This is a genomic window from Serratia sp. NGAS9 (genome assembly GCF_009905295.1).
GTDB classification, from domain to species: Bacteria; Pseudomonadota; Gammaproteobacteria; order Enterobacterales; family Enterobacteriaceae; genus Serratia; species Serratia bockelmannii.
This window is the reverse complement of the sequence record NZ_CP047605.1, coordinates 328,391-346,124: the sequence shown is the minus strand read 5'-3', so window position 1 is coordinate 346,124 and position 17,734 is coordinate 328,391. Positions and strand designations below refer to the sequence as shown.

General features: G+C 64.3%; 10 protein-coding genes. 1 reads left to right on the top strand and 9 read right to left on the bottom strand.

The genetic code is table 11. From position 1 onward, the window contains the following. Positions 1 to 36: 36 nt before the first annotated feature. The 7 genes from GUC32_RS01520 to fes form a co-directional block, all read right to left on the bottom strand. Positions 37 to 897, bottom strand: coding sequence for an isochorismatase (locus GUC32_RS01520; RefSeq protein WP_004930014.1), 861 nt, complete (start codon positions 895 to 897; stop codon positions 37 to 39). Positions 898 to 900: 3 nt separating this feature from the next. Then, positions 901 to 2,529 (bottom strand): (2,3-dihydroxybenzoyl)adenylate synthase, encoded by a 1,629-nt coding sequence (locus GUC32_RS01515; RefSeq protein WP_369435512.1) that lies wholly within the window; start codon positions 2,527 to 2,529, stop codon positions 901 to 903. A gap of 7 nt (positions 2,530 to 2,536) precedes the next feature. Further along, entirely contained in the window at positions 2,537 to 3,742 is a 1,206-nt protein-coding gene (locus GUC32_RS01510; RefSeq protein WP_369435511.1) for an isochorismate synthase, read from the bottom strand. Between the two features lie 211 nt (positions 3,743 to 3,953). Next, positions 3,954 to 5,210: an enterobactin transporter EntS gene (entS, locus tag GUC32_RS01505; protein ID WP_369435510.1), complete on the bottom strand. Its 1,257-nt coding sequence runs from the start codon at positions 5,208 to 5,210 to the stop codon at positions 3,954 to 3,956. A gap of 176 nt (positions 5,211 to 5,386) precedes the next feature. Next, on the bottom strand, positions 5,387 to 9,331 hold the full coding sequence (locus GUC32_RS01500) for an enterobactin synthase subunit F (protein WP_369435509.1): 3,945 nt from the start codon (positions 9,329 to 9,331) through the stop codon (positions 5,387 to 5,389). Between the two features lie 32 nt (positions 9,332 to 9,363). Continuing rightward, positions 9,364 to 9,570: an MbtH family protein gene (locus GUC32_RS01495; RefSeq protein ID WP_025304965.1), complete on the bottom strand. Its 207-nt coding sequence runs from the start codon at positions 9,568 to 9,570 to the stop codon at positions 9,364 to 9,366. After that, complete coding sequence (gene fes / locus GUC32_RS01490; RefSeq protein ID WP_075201420.1) at positions 9,545 to 10,918, bottom strand: enterochelin esterase; 1,374 nt, start codon at positions 10,916 to 10,918, stop codon at positions 9,545 to 9,547. The genes GUC32_RS01495 and fes overlap by 26 nt, the downstream gene beginning before the upstream one ends. A gap of 284 nt (positions 10,919 to 11,202) precedes the next feature. Between fes and GUC32_RS01485 the strand changes: the two genes are divergently transcribed. Beyond that, positions 11,203 to 13,485 (top strand): TonB-dependent siderophore receptor, encoded by a 2,283-nt coding sequence (locus GUC32_RS01485; protein WP_369435508.1) that lies wholly within the window; start codon positions 11,203 to 11,205, stop codon positions 13,483 to 13,485. A gap of 58 nt (positions 13,486 to 13,543) precedes the next feature. Here GUC32_RS01485 and GUC32_RS01480 read toward each other — a convergent pair whose 3' ends face one another. Both GUC32_RS01480 and GUC32_RS01475 read right to left on the bottom strand, forming a co-directional pair. After that, positions 13,544 to 14,776 carry a YncE family protein gene (locus GUC32_RS01480; protein WP_342094066.1) on the bottom strand — a complete coding sequence of 411 codons (1,233 nt, stop codon included), beginning with the start codon at positions 14,774 to 14,776 and terminating at the stop codon, positions 13,544 to 13,546. 47 nt (positions 14,777 to 14,823) lie between these two features. Next, positions 14,824 to 17,733, bottom strand: coding sequence for a condensation domain-containing protein (locus tag GUC32_RS01475; protein WP_369435507.1), 2,910 nt, complete (start codon positions 17,731 to 17,733; stop codon positions 14,824 to 14,826). Between the last annotated feature and the right edge of the window lies 1 nt (position 17,734).

Sequence of the window (17,734 nt, the reverse complement as noted above, 5' to 3'; positions counted from 1 at the left end):
GGCAGCCGAGCGGCCGCCCTCTCATCGTTATTAAAATCAGGCTTTCTCTTCGGAAAGCAGCGCCCACCAGCTGTCGATGGTCGGGTTGCGCGCCAGCGCGATAAAGTCGATGTCGCCGCGGATCTTGCGCCAGCGGGTCGCCAGCTCCATGATGCGCACCGAATCCAGGCCATAATCGATCAGGTTTTCATCGTTGCCCATGTCTTCGCTGTCTTCGTCCAGCAGCGGCAGGATCTGCTGACGCAGCGCATCGATGCTGGCAATGCCTGCCGCCGGCAACAGCGACGCGGTGGTCACCACCCGGCCGCAGCGGCCGGCGGTATAGCGCAGCGCCATCAGGTGTTCGTCGCGCGAGAAGTCCGCCAGGCCGTCGGCCACCATGAACGGCTGGATGTTGCGCATGAAGGCGTCAATGGCGGTGGTCAGGCAGCCGATGTGCGCATACACGCCGCAGATGATCAGCTGATCGCGGCCGGACTCCTGCAGGATCTCCTGCAGCGGCGAGCGGTGGAAGGCGCTGTAGCGCCATTTCACCAGCACCGTGTCGTCTTCGTCCGGCGCCAGCGCGGCGGTCACCGCCTGCTGCTCAGGGTGCTTGTTCAGGCCCGGCCCCCACATGTCGTTCAACAGCGCGCGGTCTTCATCGCTCTGCTGGTTCGGCTGTGCGGTATAGAACACCGGAATGCCCTGCTGTTTGCAGTAGCGGCGCAGGTTGGCGATGTTCTCCACCACCTGTTTGATCAGCGCGCTGTCTTCGCCCCAGAAATTGAGGAAATACTGCTGCATATCGTGGATCAGCAGCGCGGCGCGCTGCGGTTCTACCTGCCAGGTGACTTTATTTTGCGGCAGTTCGTCCGCCGTCGGCAACGCGTAGTCATTAAGTTTTGGAATGGCCATCGATTAATCTCCCTGAGCCTGAGTCTGTAGTTGCGCATCGAGCTGCTGGCGCAGCCGTTTTTTGTCCACTTTGCCGACCGGGGTCAGCGGCAGGCTGTCCACCTGAATAAAGCGATCCGGCAGTTTGAAGTCCGCCACGCCCTGTTCGCGCAGGTGGCGGCGCAGCACCACCGGCTTCAGCGGCGCGTTGGCGATGATATAAGCGCAGCTCTTCTCCCCCATCAGCGCGTCCGGCATCGACACCAGCGCGGCGTTGATCACGTCCGGATGACGCAGCAGCAGGTTCTCGATCTCCTCGGCGGCGATCTTCTCCCCGCCGCGGTTGATCTGGTCTTTTTGCCGCCCCTGCACGGTGATGTAACCGTCTTCGCTGATGCTGATCAGATCGCCGGAGCAGTAGAAACCGTCAGCGTCGAAGGCGTCGGCGTTGTGCGCCGGGCTCTGGTAGTAACCGCGGAAGGTATAAGGCCCGCGCGTCATCAACCGGCCGACCTCGCCCGCCGGCAACGGATTGCCGTCGTCATCCGCCACCCATACTTCGTCGTCCGGCGACATCGGCCGCCCTTGCGTCGTCAGAATGTGGCGTTCGTCGTCGTCCAGCCGGGTGTAGTTCACCAGCCCTTCCGCCATGCCGAACACCTGCTGCAGTTGGCAGCCGATTTCGTTCTGAATGCGCGCCGCCAGCGTTTCGCCTAGCTTGGCGCCCCCCACCTGCAGCAGTTTCAGGCTGGCGAGCTGGGCATTGCCGCCCCACTCTTCGATCGCCTGCAGCCACAGCGTGACCGCCGGCGGCACCAGCGCCGTCACGTTGATTTGGTGCTGTTCGATCAGGCGGAAGCACTGCGCGGCGTCCGGATCGGCGGCGAACACTACCCGCCCCGCGCCATAAAACACACCCAACACGCCCGGCGAGCTCATCGGGTAGTTGTGCGCCACCGGCAGCGCGCACAGATAGCGGGTCTGCGCGTCGAAACGGCAGATCTCCACGCTGCGGCGAATGCTGTAGTAGTAGTCATTGTGGGTACGCGGGATCAGCTTCGGCGTACCGGTGCTGCCGCCGGAAAGCTGGAAGAACGCCACCTGATCGGCCGCAGAAGGCTGCGCGACGAAACCGTCGCTGGCTTCGTCCAGCCAGGCGGCCAGCGCCAGCTCACCCTCAGGCTGGCTGCGCAGCGCCACAACCCGCAGCGAAGGATGCGCATCGCGGAAGGTATTCAGGAATTGATCGTCGGCATACAGCCCGTGCTGGCGATCGGCGATCAGCAGCGCCGGTTTGATCTGCTCGGCATAGGCATTCAGTTCGCTGCGCTGATGGCTGAACAGCGCGTTGACCGGCGCCACGCCAATCTTCAGCAGCGCGAAGAACACGATATAGAACTCCGCCACGTTGCCCAGTTGGACCAACGCGGTGTCGCCGGATTTCACGCCGCGGCGCAACAAAGCGGCCGCCAGGCGATCGGCGCGCTGCTGCAGCTCGCGGTAGGTCAGGCTGCCCTGGGCATCGATAATCGCCGGGGCGTCGTTGTTGGCCTGGCGGTCGAGGATTTCGGTCAGCGGCTTGTCAGTCCAGTAGCCGCGCTCGCGATAGCGGCTGGCGAACTCCGCCGGCCAGGGGGTAAAGGCAATGCTCATCTTGTCGTTATCCTTGATTCATACCAAAGGCACGCAGAATGGTGCTGAGTTTGGTGCCTGTTTCATGCCATTCAGATTCGGGTGAAGAGTCTTCCACGATGCCGGCGCCGGCGAACAGCCGTACCCGGTTGCCGTCAACGGTGCCGCAGCGGATAGTCACAACCCACTCGCCGTTGCCTTCGTCGTCGCCCCAACCGACGATGCCGCCGAACAGGCCGCGATCGAACGGCTCCAGCTTGCCGATCAGGGCGTGCGCCTCGGCCGTCGGCATGCCGCACAGCGCCGGCGTCGGGTGCAGCAGGCAGGCCAGCGACAGGGCATTTTCGTCAGGAGACGCCGCCTCGCCGTCGATCGGCGTGGAGAGATGCCACAGCGTCGTGGTGGTCAGCAGTTCAGGGGTGTGCGGCACGTTCAGGTAGCGGCAGCGGCCGGCCAGCACGTCACGCATGCTTTCGGTGACGATGCGATGCTCGTGGCGATCTTTCGCCGAGGCCATCAGACGCTCCCCCACTTCGCGATCGCGCTGCGGGTCGGCCTCGCGCCGGGCGGAACCGGCCAGCGGGTTGGAATAGAAACGGCCGCCGTCCTGGCGCAGCAGCAGCTCTGGGCTGGCGCCCAACAGCGCGCCCTGCTCCAGCGGCACATGGAAATGGAAACCGTGCGGGTTCTGGGCGATCACGCGCGCCATTAGCGCATGGCGATCCACCGGCTGGCGCGTTTCGATCTCCAGCAGGCGCGACAAGACCACTTTATCCAGCTCACCGGCCTTCATCGCATCGACGGCATCGCTGACCATCTTCATAAACGGCTGCTGCGGCGGCAGCTCCGTCACTCCGGCCAGTTCAGGACCGTTCGCCGGCGGCCGAACGCCAGCCATAAAAGCGGCGCGATCGAACCAGCGGCTCTGCTGCGGAATAAACAGCGCCGAAGGCTGCCGGGTATCGAACGGGATGGCGCCGCACAGCAGCGGTTTTTTGATGCCGGCCTGACGGGCTTCGGCAAACGCCTGCCGTACGCTGCGCTGGAACTCGCCGTTCAGATCGGCGCCGTCCGCGGCCGGCAGGCGAATGCGGCTGAAACAACCGGTGGTGGTCAAGCTGCGGAAAGGGGAGGTAAAGAAGAAGCCCGACGCCGGAGAAAAATCAGCGGCGAACCGGTGTTCTTCGCGCTCCTGCATTTCCTTTCGATTGATGTCGTTCACGGCAGTATCCATCGCTTCGCCCTCATCTTTTGAAGTGATAACCAATATAATAATGATTATCATTTGAGTTAATTCCGCGCTAAATTACTCGCCGATATTTGCTATGTCAATAAACGTAAGCACTTCTTTCATTTCGAAATCATGACATAAACGCTGTGGGTTTTACGCATGCCGATGATAAGCATTGCTATTTGATCCCACAGCGTTGTCTTAACGCGTTCGACTACTTTTCTGTGGCGGGCTGCGGCTCCGGTTTGTGCAGCGTCACCTGGCGCAAACCGGTCATGGCGAACAGCAACAGGATGCCGAGCAGCGCCGCGCCGAAGCCGAAACCGCTGGCGCTCATCGCCGGCAGCATGAAGGCGCCCATCGCCCCCAGCAGCAGTGCGCCCAGCGCATCGCCCACCACGTTCTGCGCCGTCCACAGGCCGTTGATGCGGCCGAGGAAGTTGTCCGGCGTCAGGCTCTGGATCAGGCCGTATTGCAGCAGCGAGTTCAGCGCGCTCAGGTAGCCGAACGCCACCAGGCACAGCAACGCCAGGCTGTACCACGGTATCAGGCCGAACAGGCCAATGGCGGCGAATGCCGCGATCGCCGTCAGCAGCATCACCCAGCCGGGGCGCGCCACGTGCGCCACGCGCCCGCTGGTAAACGCGCCGATGGCCGCGCCGAGCGGCACGGCGGCGTACATATAACCGAGGTGGGCAGCGTCGATGTGCCAGCTTTCCGCCATCGCCGGGTACAGTACGCGCACCGCGCTGGCCATGGTCAGCAGCGCGCCGATCAGCGCCACCATGCCGATCACCTTGTTCTGGAACAGGAAGGTGAAGCCGCCCGCCAGCGCGCGCAGCGGGTGTTCACGCGGCTGCGGTGGCGGCATCAGCTGCGGCAGGCTCAGCAACGGCAGCAGCGTCAGCAGGGTGCCGAACGCCGCCAGGCCATAGTTCCAGGCAATGCCCATATGGGCGATCACCAGGCCGCCAATCGCCGGGGAAAGAATCGAGCCGAAGCGCACCGTCAGCATGCTGATGGCGCCCGCCTGCACGATGTTTTCGCGGCCCACCAGCGCCGGCGTGGCCGCCAGCAGCGCCGTCACCCCCACCGCGCCGAAGAAACCGTCCCACACCGCCAACAGATAAATGGCCGCCAGCGAAGGCGACGGCAACAGGGCATTGAGGCACAGGCCGACGAAGCCGATGCCGCAGGTGGATCGCGCGAACAGGATCAACCGGCGCCGCTCATAGCGATCGGCCAATACGCCCCCCATCAGCAGCCCGGCGAACATGCCGCCGCCGGCCAGCGTCACCGCCAACCCGACCTGCAGGGTGGAACCGGTCAGCGCCTGGATCTGCACCGGGATGGCGATCGCCATCAACCCCAGCGCCACAATGGAGATAAAGCGCGCGCAGAACACCGCGCGGAAAGCCCGGTTAGTTTTCAACAGGCTGAAATCAAGCAGGATGGAGGGTTTGCTACTCATCGGTTGTTCACCACATCTTTAAACGGGGATTCTGCAATTGCGGAGCGCTATGCTAGCACAGATGACGAAATCAATAATGATAATAAAAATCATTGATATTCAATTGTGAGCAACCGCAAGAAACGCCGCCACACGCGGGGTAATCCCCGTGCCTGGCGGCGAGATGACGGGCGCGATCACAGCGTGCGCAAGATCCGGTTCAGCAGCGGCCCCAGCACTTTGAACGACGCCGGCGAAACGATATCGACATGCGCGCAGTCCAGCTCGTGCGCCTGCAGCGCATCGACGTACTGCGACCAGGTCTGCTGCACGTCCATCCCTTCCTGCAGCGTGCGTTTAGCGACGAACAGCGTCGCCTGGCCGTGGAAGCGAGCGGTACGCGTGTGCGACAGCAACCGCACCGAATCGGCGTAGTTGGCTTCGATGTTGTCGAACATCGCCGTGCGCGTCTCGCCCAGCGCCGGATCGAGCGTATCCTGCGACACCGCCAGAAACTGCTCGCGCTCGCGCTGCACTTCCTTCAACACGTTGTCGTCCAGCATCACGTCCCAGTTTTGGGTCTCCGGCGGATAGGTATCCAGCAGGCCGAGGAACGCCACCTGCTCGCCGCGCGCCTGCAGCCGGGCGGCGATGCCCTGGGCCAGCGTGCCGCCCAGCGAGTAGCCGATGAAGTGGTACGGCCCGTGCGGCTGGACCTGCAACACCGTCTGCAGGTGGGCATCCACCACCTGATCCATATCTTCGCTCAGCGCCAGCGGGCCGTCCGGCCGCGGTGACTGAATACCGACCAGCGACCAGTGCTGATCGAGATAGCGTGGCAATACGCTGAACTGCCAGGAGAAACCGGACGCCGGGTGCAGACAGAACAGCGTCGGCCCCTCGGTGATGCGCAGCGGCAATACGCTGTCGAAGCCGCTGCGATCGGCCTCTTCCTGCGTGCGATCTTCCGCCAGCAAGACAGCCAGTTGCTCGACGCGCGACGCCACCATCACCTGGCCGACGGACACCGCCTTGCCCAGATCGCGGCGCAGCTCCGCCGCCAGCCGCATCGCCAGCAGCGAATGGCCACCGAGCGCGAAGAAGTCGTCATCGGCGAACACCTGCTCGCGCTGCAGCAAACGGGCGAACACCGCCGCGATCTCGCTTTCCAGCCCGGCCTGCGGCGGCCGTCCTGCCTTGCGCTCACCGCCCTGCGGCTGCGGCAAGGCCTTGCGATCCAGCTTGCCGTTGGCACTCAGCGGCAAATCACTCATTTCCACCAGCGCCACCGGTACCATGTGCGGCGGCAGACGGTCGGCCAGGGCCGCGCGCAGGGCTTGCGCATCCCAGCTCGCGCCAGGCTGCATCACCAGATAGCCCACCAGCTGGCGCGCATCGCCGCCGGCATCCACCGGCGTGCCCTGCAGCACCAGCGCGTGCGTCACCGCCTGGCGCACGCCCGGCAGCGACAGCAAGGCGTGGTCGATTTCACTCAGCTCGATACGCTGCCCGCGGATCTTCAGCTGATCGTCACTGCGGCCCAAATATTCCACCGTGCCGTCCGGCAGCCAGCGCGCCACGTCGCCGGTGCGGTACATGCGCCCGCCCTCGCCGAACGGATCGGCGACAAAGCGGCTGGCGGTCAGATCCGGCCGGCCCAGGTAGCCGTGCGCCAGCTGCACGCCGGTCAGATACAGATCGCCCGCCACGCCCGGCGGCACCGGCCGCAGGCGCGCGTCCAGAATGCGCAGCCCGGTGTTCCATACCGGCAGGCCGATCGGCACGTTGGCGCCGGTCACTTTCGCCAGTGCGTCGCCGTAAGCCGGATGCCAGGTCACGTCCACCGCCGCTTCGGTCGGGCCGTAGAGGTTGTGCAACGGCACCGCTGTGCGGCTTTGCCACAGGCGGCACAGCTCCGCCGGCAGCGCTTCGCCGCTGCAGAACACCTGGCGCAACGCGGCGCAGTTCGCCACCGCCGCGTCGTCGTCCAGTGCGGCCACGAAAGCCGCCAGCATCGACGGCACGAAGTGCATCGTGGTAATGCGGTGTTGTGCGATCAGCTGTTGCAGCTGCTGCGGATCGCGATGCGCCTCCGGCGGCGCCATCACCAGCCGGGCGCCGACCATCAGCGGCCAGAAGAATTCCCACACCGAGACGTCGAAACTGCACGGCGTTTTCTGCAGCACCGCGTCGTCCGCCCCCAGCGGATACTGGTGTTGCATCCACAGTAGGCGGTTGACGATCGCCTGATGGCCGACCAGCACGCCTTTCGGGCGCCCGGTGGAGCCGGAGGTAAAGATGATATAGGCCGCATGGTCCGGCGTCGGGCCCGCGATCGCCACCCCGGCGGCGTGATCGGCCGCCAGCGGCGCGTCATACAGCAAGATTTCGCCCTTGTCGGCGAAACGCGCCTGCTGCGCCGGGTTAGTGATGACCAGCCGGGGCGCGGCGTCTTCCAGCATCATCGCCAGCCGCTCGTCCGGATAACCGGTGTCCAGCGGCAGATAGGCGGCGCCCGCTTCCACGATCGCCATCAACGCCAGCGACAGGAACACCGAACGCGGCAGCGCCACCGCCACGATGTCGCCCGGCCGCACGCCCTGCGCCACCAGCTCGCGCGCCAGCGCCGTAACCTGCTCGCGCGTTTCGCGGTAGGTGAAATTGAAATGCGCATCCGCCAGCGCCGGTGCGTCCGGCGTGGTTTGCGCCTGCTGCGCCAGCAACTGGCTCAGCGTGGTCGCCGGCACCGGGTGCGCCGTGTCGTTGACCCGCGCCAGCAGCGCGTGATCGTCGGCGGTCAGCATATCGGCTTCGCCGATCGGCAACGTTGCCTGCGCGGCGAACTGCGCCAGCAGCAGCGGCAACCGCTGCAGGTGCGCCTGCAGTTCCTGGCGGCTGTAACGCTCGGCGTTGGCCAGCAGCTCCACCTTCAGCTGATGGTGTTCGTCGATAAACAGCGCAATCTCCAGATCGCGCACCGGCCCGGAGGCCAGATCGTGGGTAATGCCTTCGATACCGGCGAAATCCAGCTGGTAATCGAACATTTTGAAGTTGAAGACCGTGCCGTACAGCGGTTCGCCGTCGCCGATGCGGCCCAGATCGCGCTGCACCTGTTCGGCGTCGTAGCGCTGATGGCGGCGCACCGTTTTCAGCTCGCGGCTGATGCGGGTGGCAGCCTCATACAGCGTGGCCTGCGGCTCGAGGTGCATCTCCATCGGCAACACGTTGATCACCGGGCCGGCAGCGCACAGGGCGGCCGATCCGGTGCGGCGCATAAAGATAAAACCGGCGCTGAAGCTCGGTTGGCCGCTCAGGCGCGATACCCACAGCGCCACCAGCGCCACCGCCATATCGGCGGCGTTCAGCTTCTGCTGTGCGCCACACTGCACCAGTTCGGCGAAGGCCTGCGGATCGCAGCGCTGTTCCAATCGATGGATGCGCGGCGTGGGCGTTTGCCCAGCCAGCGGCTGCGGGCAGAGCGTGGCCGGCGGCGGCAACTGCCGCGCTTTTTCGCGCCAGAAATCGGCGTCGCGTTGCCAGGCCGGCGCCTGCCGGTAAGCCTGGTATTCCGCAACCACGTCGCTGAACGCCGTGAAAGGCGTCGGCTCCAGCGCGTCACCGCGGCAAAGGTGGGTATAAATCGCCGCCACGCGGCGCGCGATGGCGGTGAAGCTGAAACCGTCCACCAGCAAATGGTGATAGCGCTGATACCAGAACCAACGGTCATCCGCCAAACGCATCACCACATGGCGATACAGCGGTGCGCCGCTGCCGGCGCGCAGATCGCTCGCCAGATCGATGTCCATCAGGGCACGCGCGGCGGCTTCAGGGTCCGGCGACGTCGTCAGATCGACAAGTTCCGGCTCGTACACCGCCAGCGCGTCGTCCAGCCATTGCACCGGCACGCCGTCGCGTTCCGCAAAACGCAGGCGCAGCATGTCCACCTCGCTCAGGCCCTGGATGATGGCCTGCAGCAGAGGCTCTACGGTGACAGGGCCGTTGAGTTCGATGGCATGTGCTACCGCGTAGGCGTTGCGATGCGGGGAGATTTGATCGGCGACCCAGATGCCGGGTTGCGCCGCGACCAACGGCCATTCGCCCGCAAGCGCCGGGCCGCTGAGAGAGTTAGGGGTGTGTGACACTGCTTATTGCTCCCGTGATTACCTGGCGCCGGTCACGCCTCGCGTGCTGCGACCGGCAGAATGTCTTGCCAATGCTGTTCCAGCCATTCGGCGCACGCGGTGTGCGCCGCCGGGCCAAAGACGATCGTCCACTCGGACGGAATGGCGCGGAAATCCGGCCACAAACTGTATTGTTGTTGTACGTTGCGCAGCACCAGGCTGCGCTGCTGTTGATCATCGAACGGATTCAGGCTTTCCATCATGTGTTCCTCGTGCCGTCGCCGATGCCGGGTAAGCGGTGGCGAAAGCGGAAGCCCAGACCGCCTGCAGCCCATCGGTCAGGCCGCTGCGCCAACACAGCGCGTCGTGCCCGCCTTCCACCACCCGGTAGTGCACCCGATGGCCGGCGTCGCTCAGGCGCACCGCCATTTCGCCGCTGACCCGGTGCACCAGCTTTTCCTGCGAACCGGCTTCCATAAATACCTTCAGCGCGCCGTGGTTGCCCAAACCGTGCCGTTCCACCTGCTGCATCAGCCAGCAGGCATCGTCGGGAATGCTCGGCAGCTGCAGCATGTCGCGCCGCGGCCACCAATAGGAACCGGACTGGGTGATCACCGCGCCGAAGCGCTGCGGCCAGCGCAGCCCGGCATACAGGGAAGCCAGGCCGCCAAAGCTTTGCCCCGCCACCACCGTGTCGGCCGGTTTGTCGCTGTGCGGCGCCCAGTCGGCCAGCTGCGGCATCAATTCTTCCTGCACCGCCAGCCAGAAATCGTCCTTGCAGGTTAATTCTCGCGCCCGGTGCGGCAGATCGATGATGTCGATCAGCACATACACCGCTTCCGGCAACGCCCCCTCGCGGGTCAGCTGCATCAGCGGCTCCCAAACCGGCATCTGCTTCGCCCAGAACTGGCCGTCGAGCAGGATCGCGAGCGGGCGCTCGGCCGGCTTACTGTCGCCGGTCGTGTAGATCCAGACATCGCGGCTGTTGCCCAGGCGCTCACTGCACCAGGTATGGCGCTGCAAACGCGCCGGCAGCGGCGGCGTGCAGCGCCCGCTGGCGATCTCATACTCGTCGAACGAGCGCCATACCGGCTGCGGCGGCGCATCCGGCATGTGCAGGCCGGAGACGCTGTGGCCGCTGGCGCTTTGCCAGGAGCGATAAGGGTTGAGCAGATCGGGGGTGGCGCTGGCGAACACCTGATGCCACCAGTGGCGCAGGTTGTGCATGTTGGCGTGCGCATCGTCGCCGCTGAACGCCGGCGGCCGCTCGTCAAAACAGGGGATAAAGCAGTAGCTGCCGCGCCAGGCGCCGCTCAGCTCGGTCTGCCAGTACCACACGTCGGTACCGGCCAAACGCTGCAGGCTTTGCGGCGGATTCGGCTGGTGATGGTCGGTCAAGCAGTTAATGTTAATCCACACGCGACGGTAGGCGGAGGTCAATTCGCATCCCTGAGGATCGCGCCAGAAAAAGGTGGTTCGCCAGCGGCCGTTACCCGCCGGTTCTACCCATGGCGTACCGCGCCGTGCCACCGTCAACCACCACCCTGGACTGCCCGCATTGCTGCTGGCCAATAATCTGCTGCTTTCTGACTGTAGTTCTGTATTCACAACGCCTACCCATTTTGTAGTTGGCGGCACCGGGAACGTCGACTTTTCCCTATCGCCGGCCACCGCCCGAACGCACTGTACGCCAAATACTATTGATAATAATTTGCATTTGCAATAGTGTGTAAGGCTTGGAGATCGTGCTGGTATTGCGCGCAACGGACAGGGATCGGGGATACATCAATGGCATCCCTTGCCGCAGCCGATTTTCTATTTCCGACTACACAAAAACTACAACCGCCCTTCCCCCCGTTCGGCGAGGGATGGCAGCAAGGTAGGACACTCAAATGAAAAGCAAGCTATCACGTTATTCTTTAGCCACTCTTATCGGCTTGGGATTGGGCGCGTCCGCGTTCGCCAACGCCGCGCAGCAGACCGACACCCCCACCACGGAAGAAAACAGCGGCACAGCGGATAAAAAGCCGCGCGGCGAAGACACCATCGTCGTGACCGCCGCCCGGCAGAACCTGCAGGCGCCGGGGGTGTCCACCATCACCGCCGAAGAGATCAAAAAACGCCCGCCGGCGCGCGACATCAGCGAACTGATCCGCACCATGCCCGGGGTTAACCTGACCGGCAACTCCACCAGCGGCCAGCGCGGCAACAACCGCCAGATCGATATCCGCGGTATGGGCCCGGAAAATACCCTGATTCTGATCGACGGCAAACCGGCCTCCAGCCGCAACTCGGTGCGTCAGGGCTGGCGCGGCGAGCGCGACTCGCGCGGCGATACCGCCTGGGTGCCGCCAGAAATGATCGAGCGCATCGAAGTGCTGCGCGGCCCTGCCGCAGCGCGCTACGGCAACGGCGCCGCGGGCGGCGTGGTCAACATCATCACCAAGAAGGCCGGCGATGCGCTGCACGGCTCGCTGAATGGCTACTTCAACGTGCCGCAGCACAAGCAGGAAGGCGCCACCAAGCGCACCGACTTCAGCCTGTCCGGCCCGCTGAGCGACTCCCTGAGCTTCCGCCTGTTCGGCGGCTACAGCAAAACGCAGGCCGACGCCTGGGACATTAACGAATCACACAAGTCCGAACGCGTAGGCGCCTACGCCAACAGCCTGCCCGCCGGGCGTGAAGGGGTGGTCGATAAAAACATCGACGCCTTGCTGCACTGGGACTTCGCCCATCTGCAGTCATTGGAGTTCGAGTACGCCTATGGCCGCCAGGGCAACCTGTATTCTGGCGATACCCAGAACACCAACACCAATGCCCTGGTGCAGAGCAACTACGGCAAAGAGACCAACCGCATCTACCGTGAAACCTTCGGCCTGACCCACCGCGGCGCCTGGGACAACGGCGTGAGCACCAACAACTACGTGCAGTTCGAGCGCACCCGCAATACCCGCCTGAACGAAGGGCTGGCCGGCGGCACCGAAGGCATCTTCGACACCAAAAATACCGGTTTCGGCACCACCAAGCTGGACGACTTCCTGGCGCACAGCGAAGTCAGCGTGCCGTTTGAGCTGGGCGTTTCACAGACCGCCACGCTGGGTACCGAGTGGACCCAACAGCGGATGAAAGACGGCACGTCCACCAGCCAAACGCTGATGGGCGGCACTATTCCCGGCATGGGCAACGGCACGCGCAGCCCTTACGCTTCCGCGCATATCTTCTCGCTGTTCGCCGAAGACAACATCGAGCTGACCGACACCACCATGCTGACGCCGGGTCTGCGTTACGATCTGCATTCAGAATCCGGCAACAACTGGAGCCCGGCGCTGAACCTGTCGCAGGAACTGGGCGACTACTTCACGCTGAAAATGGGCATCGCCCGTTCTTACAAGGCGCCGACCCTGTACCAGACCAACGGCAACTACCTGCTGTACAGCAAAGGCCAAGGGTGTGCGGGCAGCGATGTCAGAAACGGCTGCTACCTGCTCGGTAACGACGATCTGAAGGCGGAAACCAGCGTCAACAAAGAGATCGGGCTGGAGTTCCATAACGAAGGCTGGCTGGCCGGCGTCACCTACTTCCGCAACGATTACCACAACAAGATTGAAGCGGGTAACTCGCGCATCGCCACCAGCAGCACCGGTACGGCGGTCTATCAGTGGGAGAACGTTCCGAAGGCGGTGGTGCAGGGGCTGGAAGGCTCGTTGAACGTGCCGGTCAGTGAGACCGTCACCTGGAGCAACAACGCCACCTACATGATCGAGAACAAGAACAAGACCACCGGCGATTACCTGTCGGTGATCCCGAAGTTCACCGTCAACTCGACCCTCAGCTGGCAGGCTACGCAGGATCTGTCGATGCAGTCCACCCTGACCTGGTACGGCCGTCAGAAGCCGAAGAAGTACAACTACCAGGGTAAACCGGCCACCGGCGGCGAAACCCGCGAGGTTAGCCCTTACGCCATCGTCGGCGCCAGTGCGACCTATGACCTGACCAAAAACGTCAGCGTCACCGCCGGCATCGACAACCTGTTCGACAAACGCCAGTTCCGCGCCGGTAACGCGCAGAACGTGGGCGACCCGATTACCGGCGCGATCAACATCGCCGGCGCGGGCGCGGCCACCTACAACGAACCGGGCCGTACCTACTACATGAGCATCAACACCCACTTCTGATGACATGACCCAACGAAAAAGGGGCGCCGCGGCGCCCCTTTTTACTTTCGCTCTCTCGTTACCTGGTGTGCAGCTGAATGCGCACCACGCTTTCCGGCTTGCCGGCCTTGGTGGAAGCGCCGTCGTTTTTCACCGTCACAAACAGCGCGTCACCTTTCGGATCCAACGCCAGGCTGTTAGGGTGCGGCGGCAGGTCTACGGTTTGCAGGCGTTTGAGCGTCTTGGCGTCGAACACCGTCAGCGTCCCGGCGCCATGATCCACGCGCACGCCTTTGCGGTTGGCGACATACAGCCGCTGGCTGCGTTCGTCGAGCAGCAGGCCGATCGGCACCTCATCCGTCAGCTCGCTGGCCAGCACCTTGCCGCTGTCCGCATCCAGCGCAAACACCCGGTGGCCGCTGCTGCGCTTCACGTAGTCGTGCCCCAGATGATGGTTGCGGTAGTCGTCGCGATCGATACCCTGATCGACGCCCAACAGGCGATTGCTCGCCGGGTCATACACCAGGTTTAGCAGCTGATCGGCCTGTACTTCGTGGGTGGCAGTGATCACCAGCGTGTCAGCGTTCAGGGTGATCACCTGCCCCTGCATGTTGGAGACGAATACCCGACGGCCCTTCTCATCCAGCGTGATGCCCACCGCGTTGTAGCCGAAGCCCGGGATCACTTTCTCCAGCTTGCCGGCTTTGGTATCGACCACGTACAGCACGCTGTCGACGCCAAAGCCCAGGCCCGGCAGGAACAGACGGCCGCTTTGCGCGTCATACTTGAGCTCGCGGAGGCGGTACAGGTAGTCCTCGGTGATTTTGAATTTCTTCAGCTCCGCCAACAGGAAGTCCAGGCGCTTGCCGCTGATGCCCGCCTGCTTGTAAGCCTGCTCCAGCACCGCTTTGTCCAGCAGCTTGATGCTGCCCAGCGCGTGGTTGGTAGTGGTGTCCACCACCCCGACTTCGCCGTTGAAGGCCTGCGTCAGGTACAGGCGATTGCCCGCGTCGTTCAGCGCCACGCCGAAGCCTTTCACCTGCAGTGGGATCTCTGCCTTGATCGCCAGGGTGTTGGGATCCAGCCGCAGCACGCGGGAGCGCGCCTCTTCCTTCCAGTCCGGCGCGCTGACGAACAGCGCCTGTTGCGAGGTGCTGTAGGCCATCTCCACCACCGTCGACGATAGCGCCTCACGCTTGATGTCCTGCGGTTTGATGCCGACATCGTCCGCCTGCGCGGCGCCGGCGACCACCAGAGAGGCCGCCACCAGCAGCGACAGTAGCGCGCGCGGGGTTGCTAGGGTTCCAGACATCCTTTTATCTCCTTGAAAATCATGCTTTCGGTTAGAGTGAAACAACGTCATGCCTGCGGCCCGGGCGGCAACGCCGCCAGAGCGATATCGCCAGCGATGTGCTGCGCAAACTGGGTAAAGACGTGCTGAACGCCATCGGCGATCAGATTGGCCTGCTCCCGGCTGTAGTGGTCCTGACGGTAGGTCATCATCACCCGCAGGGATTTCTTCCCGGCCAGATCGTCTTCCATCACCTCAAACTGCAGGCCGAGCAACGATTCGGCTTTCTCCGGCTCCACCTGACGGTAGGCGATCGTGCTGCCGTCCTGCAGCCGGAACTCGCCGTTCAGCTTGATGCGGCTGTGGATCTGGATGAACACTTCGAACATGTGGTTCTTGCGGTCGGCGTCCACGCCGAACAGCCCTTCTTCCACCAGATCGATCGGAATGTCGGTGTACGGCAGCGAGCCATTGATGGTGTTTTTCACCTGGCTGACCAACCCGGCCACCGTCAGCCCCTCGTCGAAGCGCACGCGGTGCACCACCACGGTGGTGAAATAGCCGACGGTATCGAAGAACTCGGCGTCGTTACGGCCGGAAGTCGAGGTGCCCACCAGCAGATCCGCCGGGCCGCCCAGCAGACGCAGCGCCGAGGTAATCCCGGCATACACCACGTTGAACAGCGACGCGTTGTTGCGGCGGGCAAGCTGATACAGGCCTTCCGCCACGGCAGGATCGACCTCGAACTCCAGCCAGCCGCCGTTGACGTCCGCCGGTGCCGGCACAGCCGGATGGGTGGATGCTTCTTGCCGGAAGATCGGCTGGCCGACCGGCGCGCCGCGCAGCGCATCAAGCCAGTAGTCCAGATGTTGCTGCTGCACCCCGGAGGCCCGCTGCTGCCGGGCGAAAGTGTGGAACTGCGGCGGCTGCCCGCTCCACTGCGGCGCCTGGCCGACGACGCGATAGCGATAGGCGACGCCCAGCTCGTCCATCATCAGGTTGAGCGACCATTCATCCAGCACCACATGGTGGAACAGCAGCGACAGCAGCTGTTGGCCGTTGTCCGCATCGCGCAGCAGCGTGGCGCGCAGCGGCAGCTCGGCGGCCAGATCGAACCGGTGCTGGCCGGCGTCGGCCAACAGGGCGGCGGCATTACCCGCCGGCGTCTCGTGGGAGAAGCGGAACCACTGATAATCCGGCAATTCTGCGGCCGGCACCACCACCTGCACCACCTCCCCCTGCTGCTCGACGAAGCGTGAACGCAGCACGGTATGACGAGTCATGACGTCGATAAACGCCTGGTGCAGCGCCGTTTCGTCCACCGCATCGAAGAAGCGCAGAGAGAACGGCAGGTTGAAAATCTCGTCATGGCCGAAGGCTTCATACACCTTCCACAGCGATTCCTGCGCCAGCGACAGCGGCGCCTGCGCCCCCTCATGATCGTCGGCGATGGCTAGCGCGGCATTCGGCTGCGCAACGTTCAGGCGTTTGGCGTAGCCCGCCAACCCGCGCGCCGTCGGATGGCTGAACAGATCGTTAATGTTGATTTCGATCTGATGCAGGCTCAGCAAGCGGCCGATCACCCGGGTAGCGACCAGCGAATGGCCGCCGCGATCGAAGAAGTCTTCATCCAGGGTCATTTCCGGCGCCACCAGCGCCTCACGGAACTCCTGCAAAATCAGCGGCGCAACGCTTTCGTCGGCGTCGCCGTTCGCCGCCGGCGCGGCCATTGCCGGGGAAACGGCCTCAGCCACCGGCAATGCGACGGCAATTCGCTGCCCGGCCAGGAACGCGCTGAACTGCTCCAGCAGGAAAGGCGCCGCGTGCGGAGACAGGCGCGGGTCGGTGACCAGCTCCAGCGTTAACGCTTCCGCTTCGGGCAAGCCCAATAGCAGCGCCAGTTCAAACGGCGTATGCAGCGGCGGCAGCAACAGGCGTTCGGCGTGAACGCCTTCCAGCCGCCACTCTGCGGCCAGATCGTCACGCCAGGCCACCAGCAACTGCGCCCGCTGCGGATCCGGCTGTTCAGCCACGGCCTGCGCCAGCAGCCGCTGCCCGACGTCGCCCTCGCCATGCTGCACGGTCAGGCGCATCAGCGGCGCCGCCGTCAGGCCCAGATCCAGGCCGACGAACTCTGCCGTTTCTGCGGCCGGCACGCACAGCTGCACCGCTTGGCCGCCGGCCTGCGCGGCGACGAACTCGGCAAACCGTGCCGCCACCGCCGCCAGCAAGGCCCGCGGCGTGTCGTTGGCGGGCAACAGCGAGCGATCAATGCGTGTGACCACGCGCGCGCCCACCGGCGGCAACGCTTCAGTACGCTGCGCCGGGCTGCGGTAATCCTGCAGCGAGACCGCCTGGCGCGCCCAGGGCAGCTGTGGCGCCGGGATTTCCGGCAGCTCGACCGGCGCCGCCGCGAAAGGCAGAGGCATCGCATCTCCGTTATAGCGGGCGGACAGCATCGCCGGCAGATGGCGCCACGGCAGCGCTTCCGCCAGGATGTCATGCAATACCACGCCCAAAATCACGTCATCGGCAGGCGTGAGCAACAGCAGGCAGCGCAGCGGCGCTTCGCTTTCCAGTTCAAATGGCGCCGCCTGCACGTGCAGCAGACGACAAATGGCATGTTGTTCATCCGCCACCTGACGCAGGCTCACCGGCAACGGCGCCGAATCGGCAGCGCGTTTAACCAAACCGTTTTCGTCATCAAAAACGTAACGCACGTTCACGCCCGGCGTTTCCCGCACCAGCGCTTGCAGCGCCGCCGTCAGTTGGGCGATATCCACCTCTCCCGTCAGGCGCCAGGCCAGCGCCCGCTGCCCGCGTGCGTCACCCTGCTGCAGATGGGCAAACCATGCCCGTTCTTCGGCTTCGCTTACCGGCCGCTCGCCGTTCGCCGACGGCGCGCCCAGCGCCTGAAACGCGCTCTCCAGCCGCTGGGCCTCTTCATCGCTCAGAATGCTGTCAAAATCACCGATCACT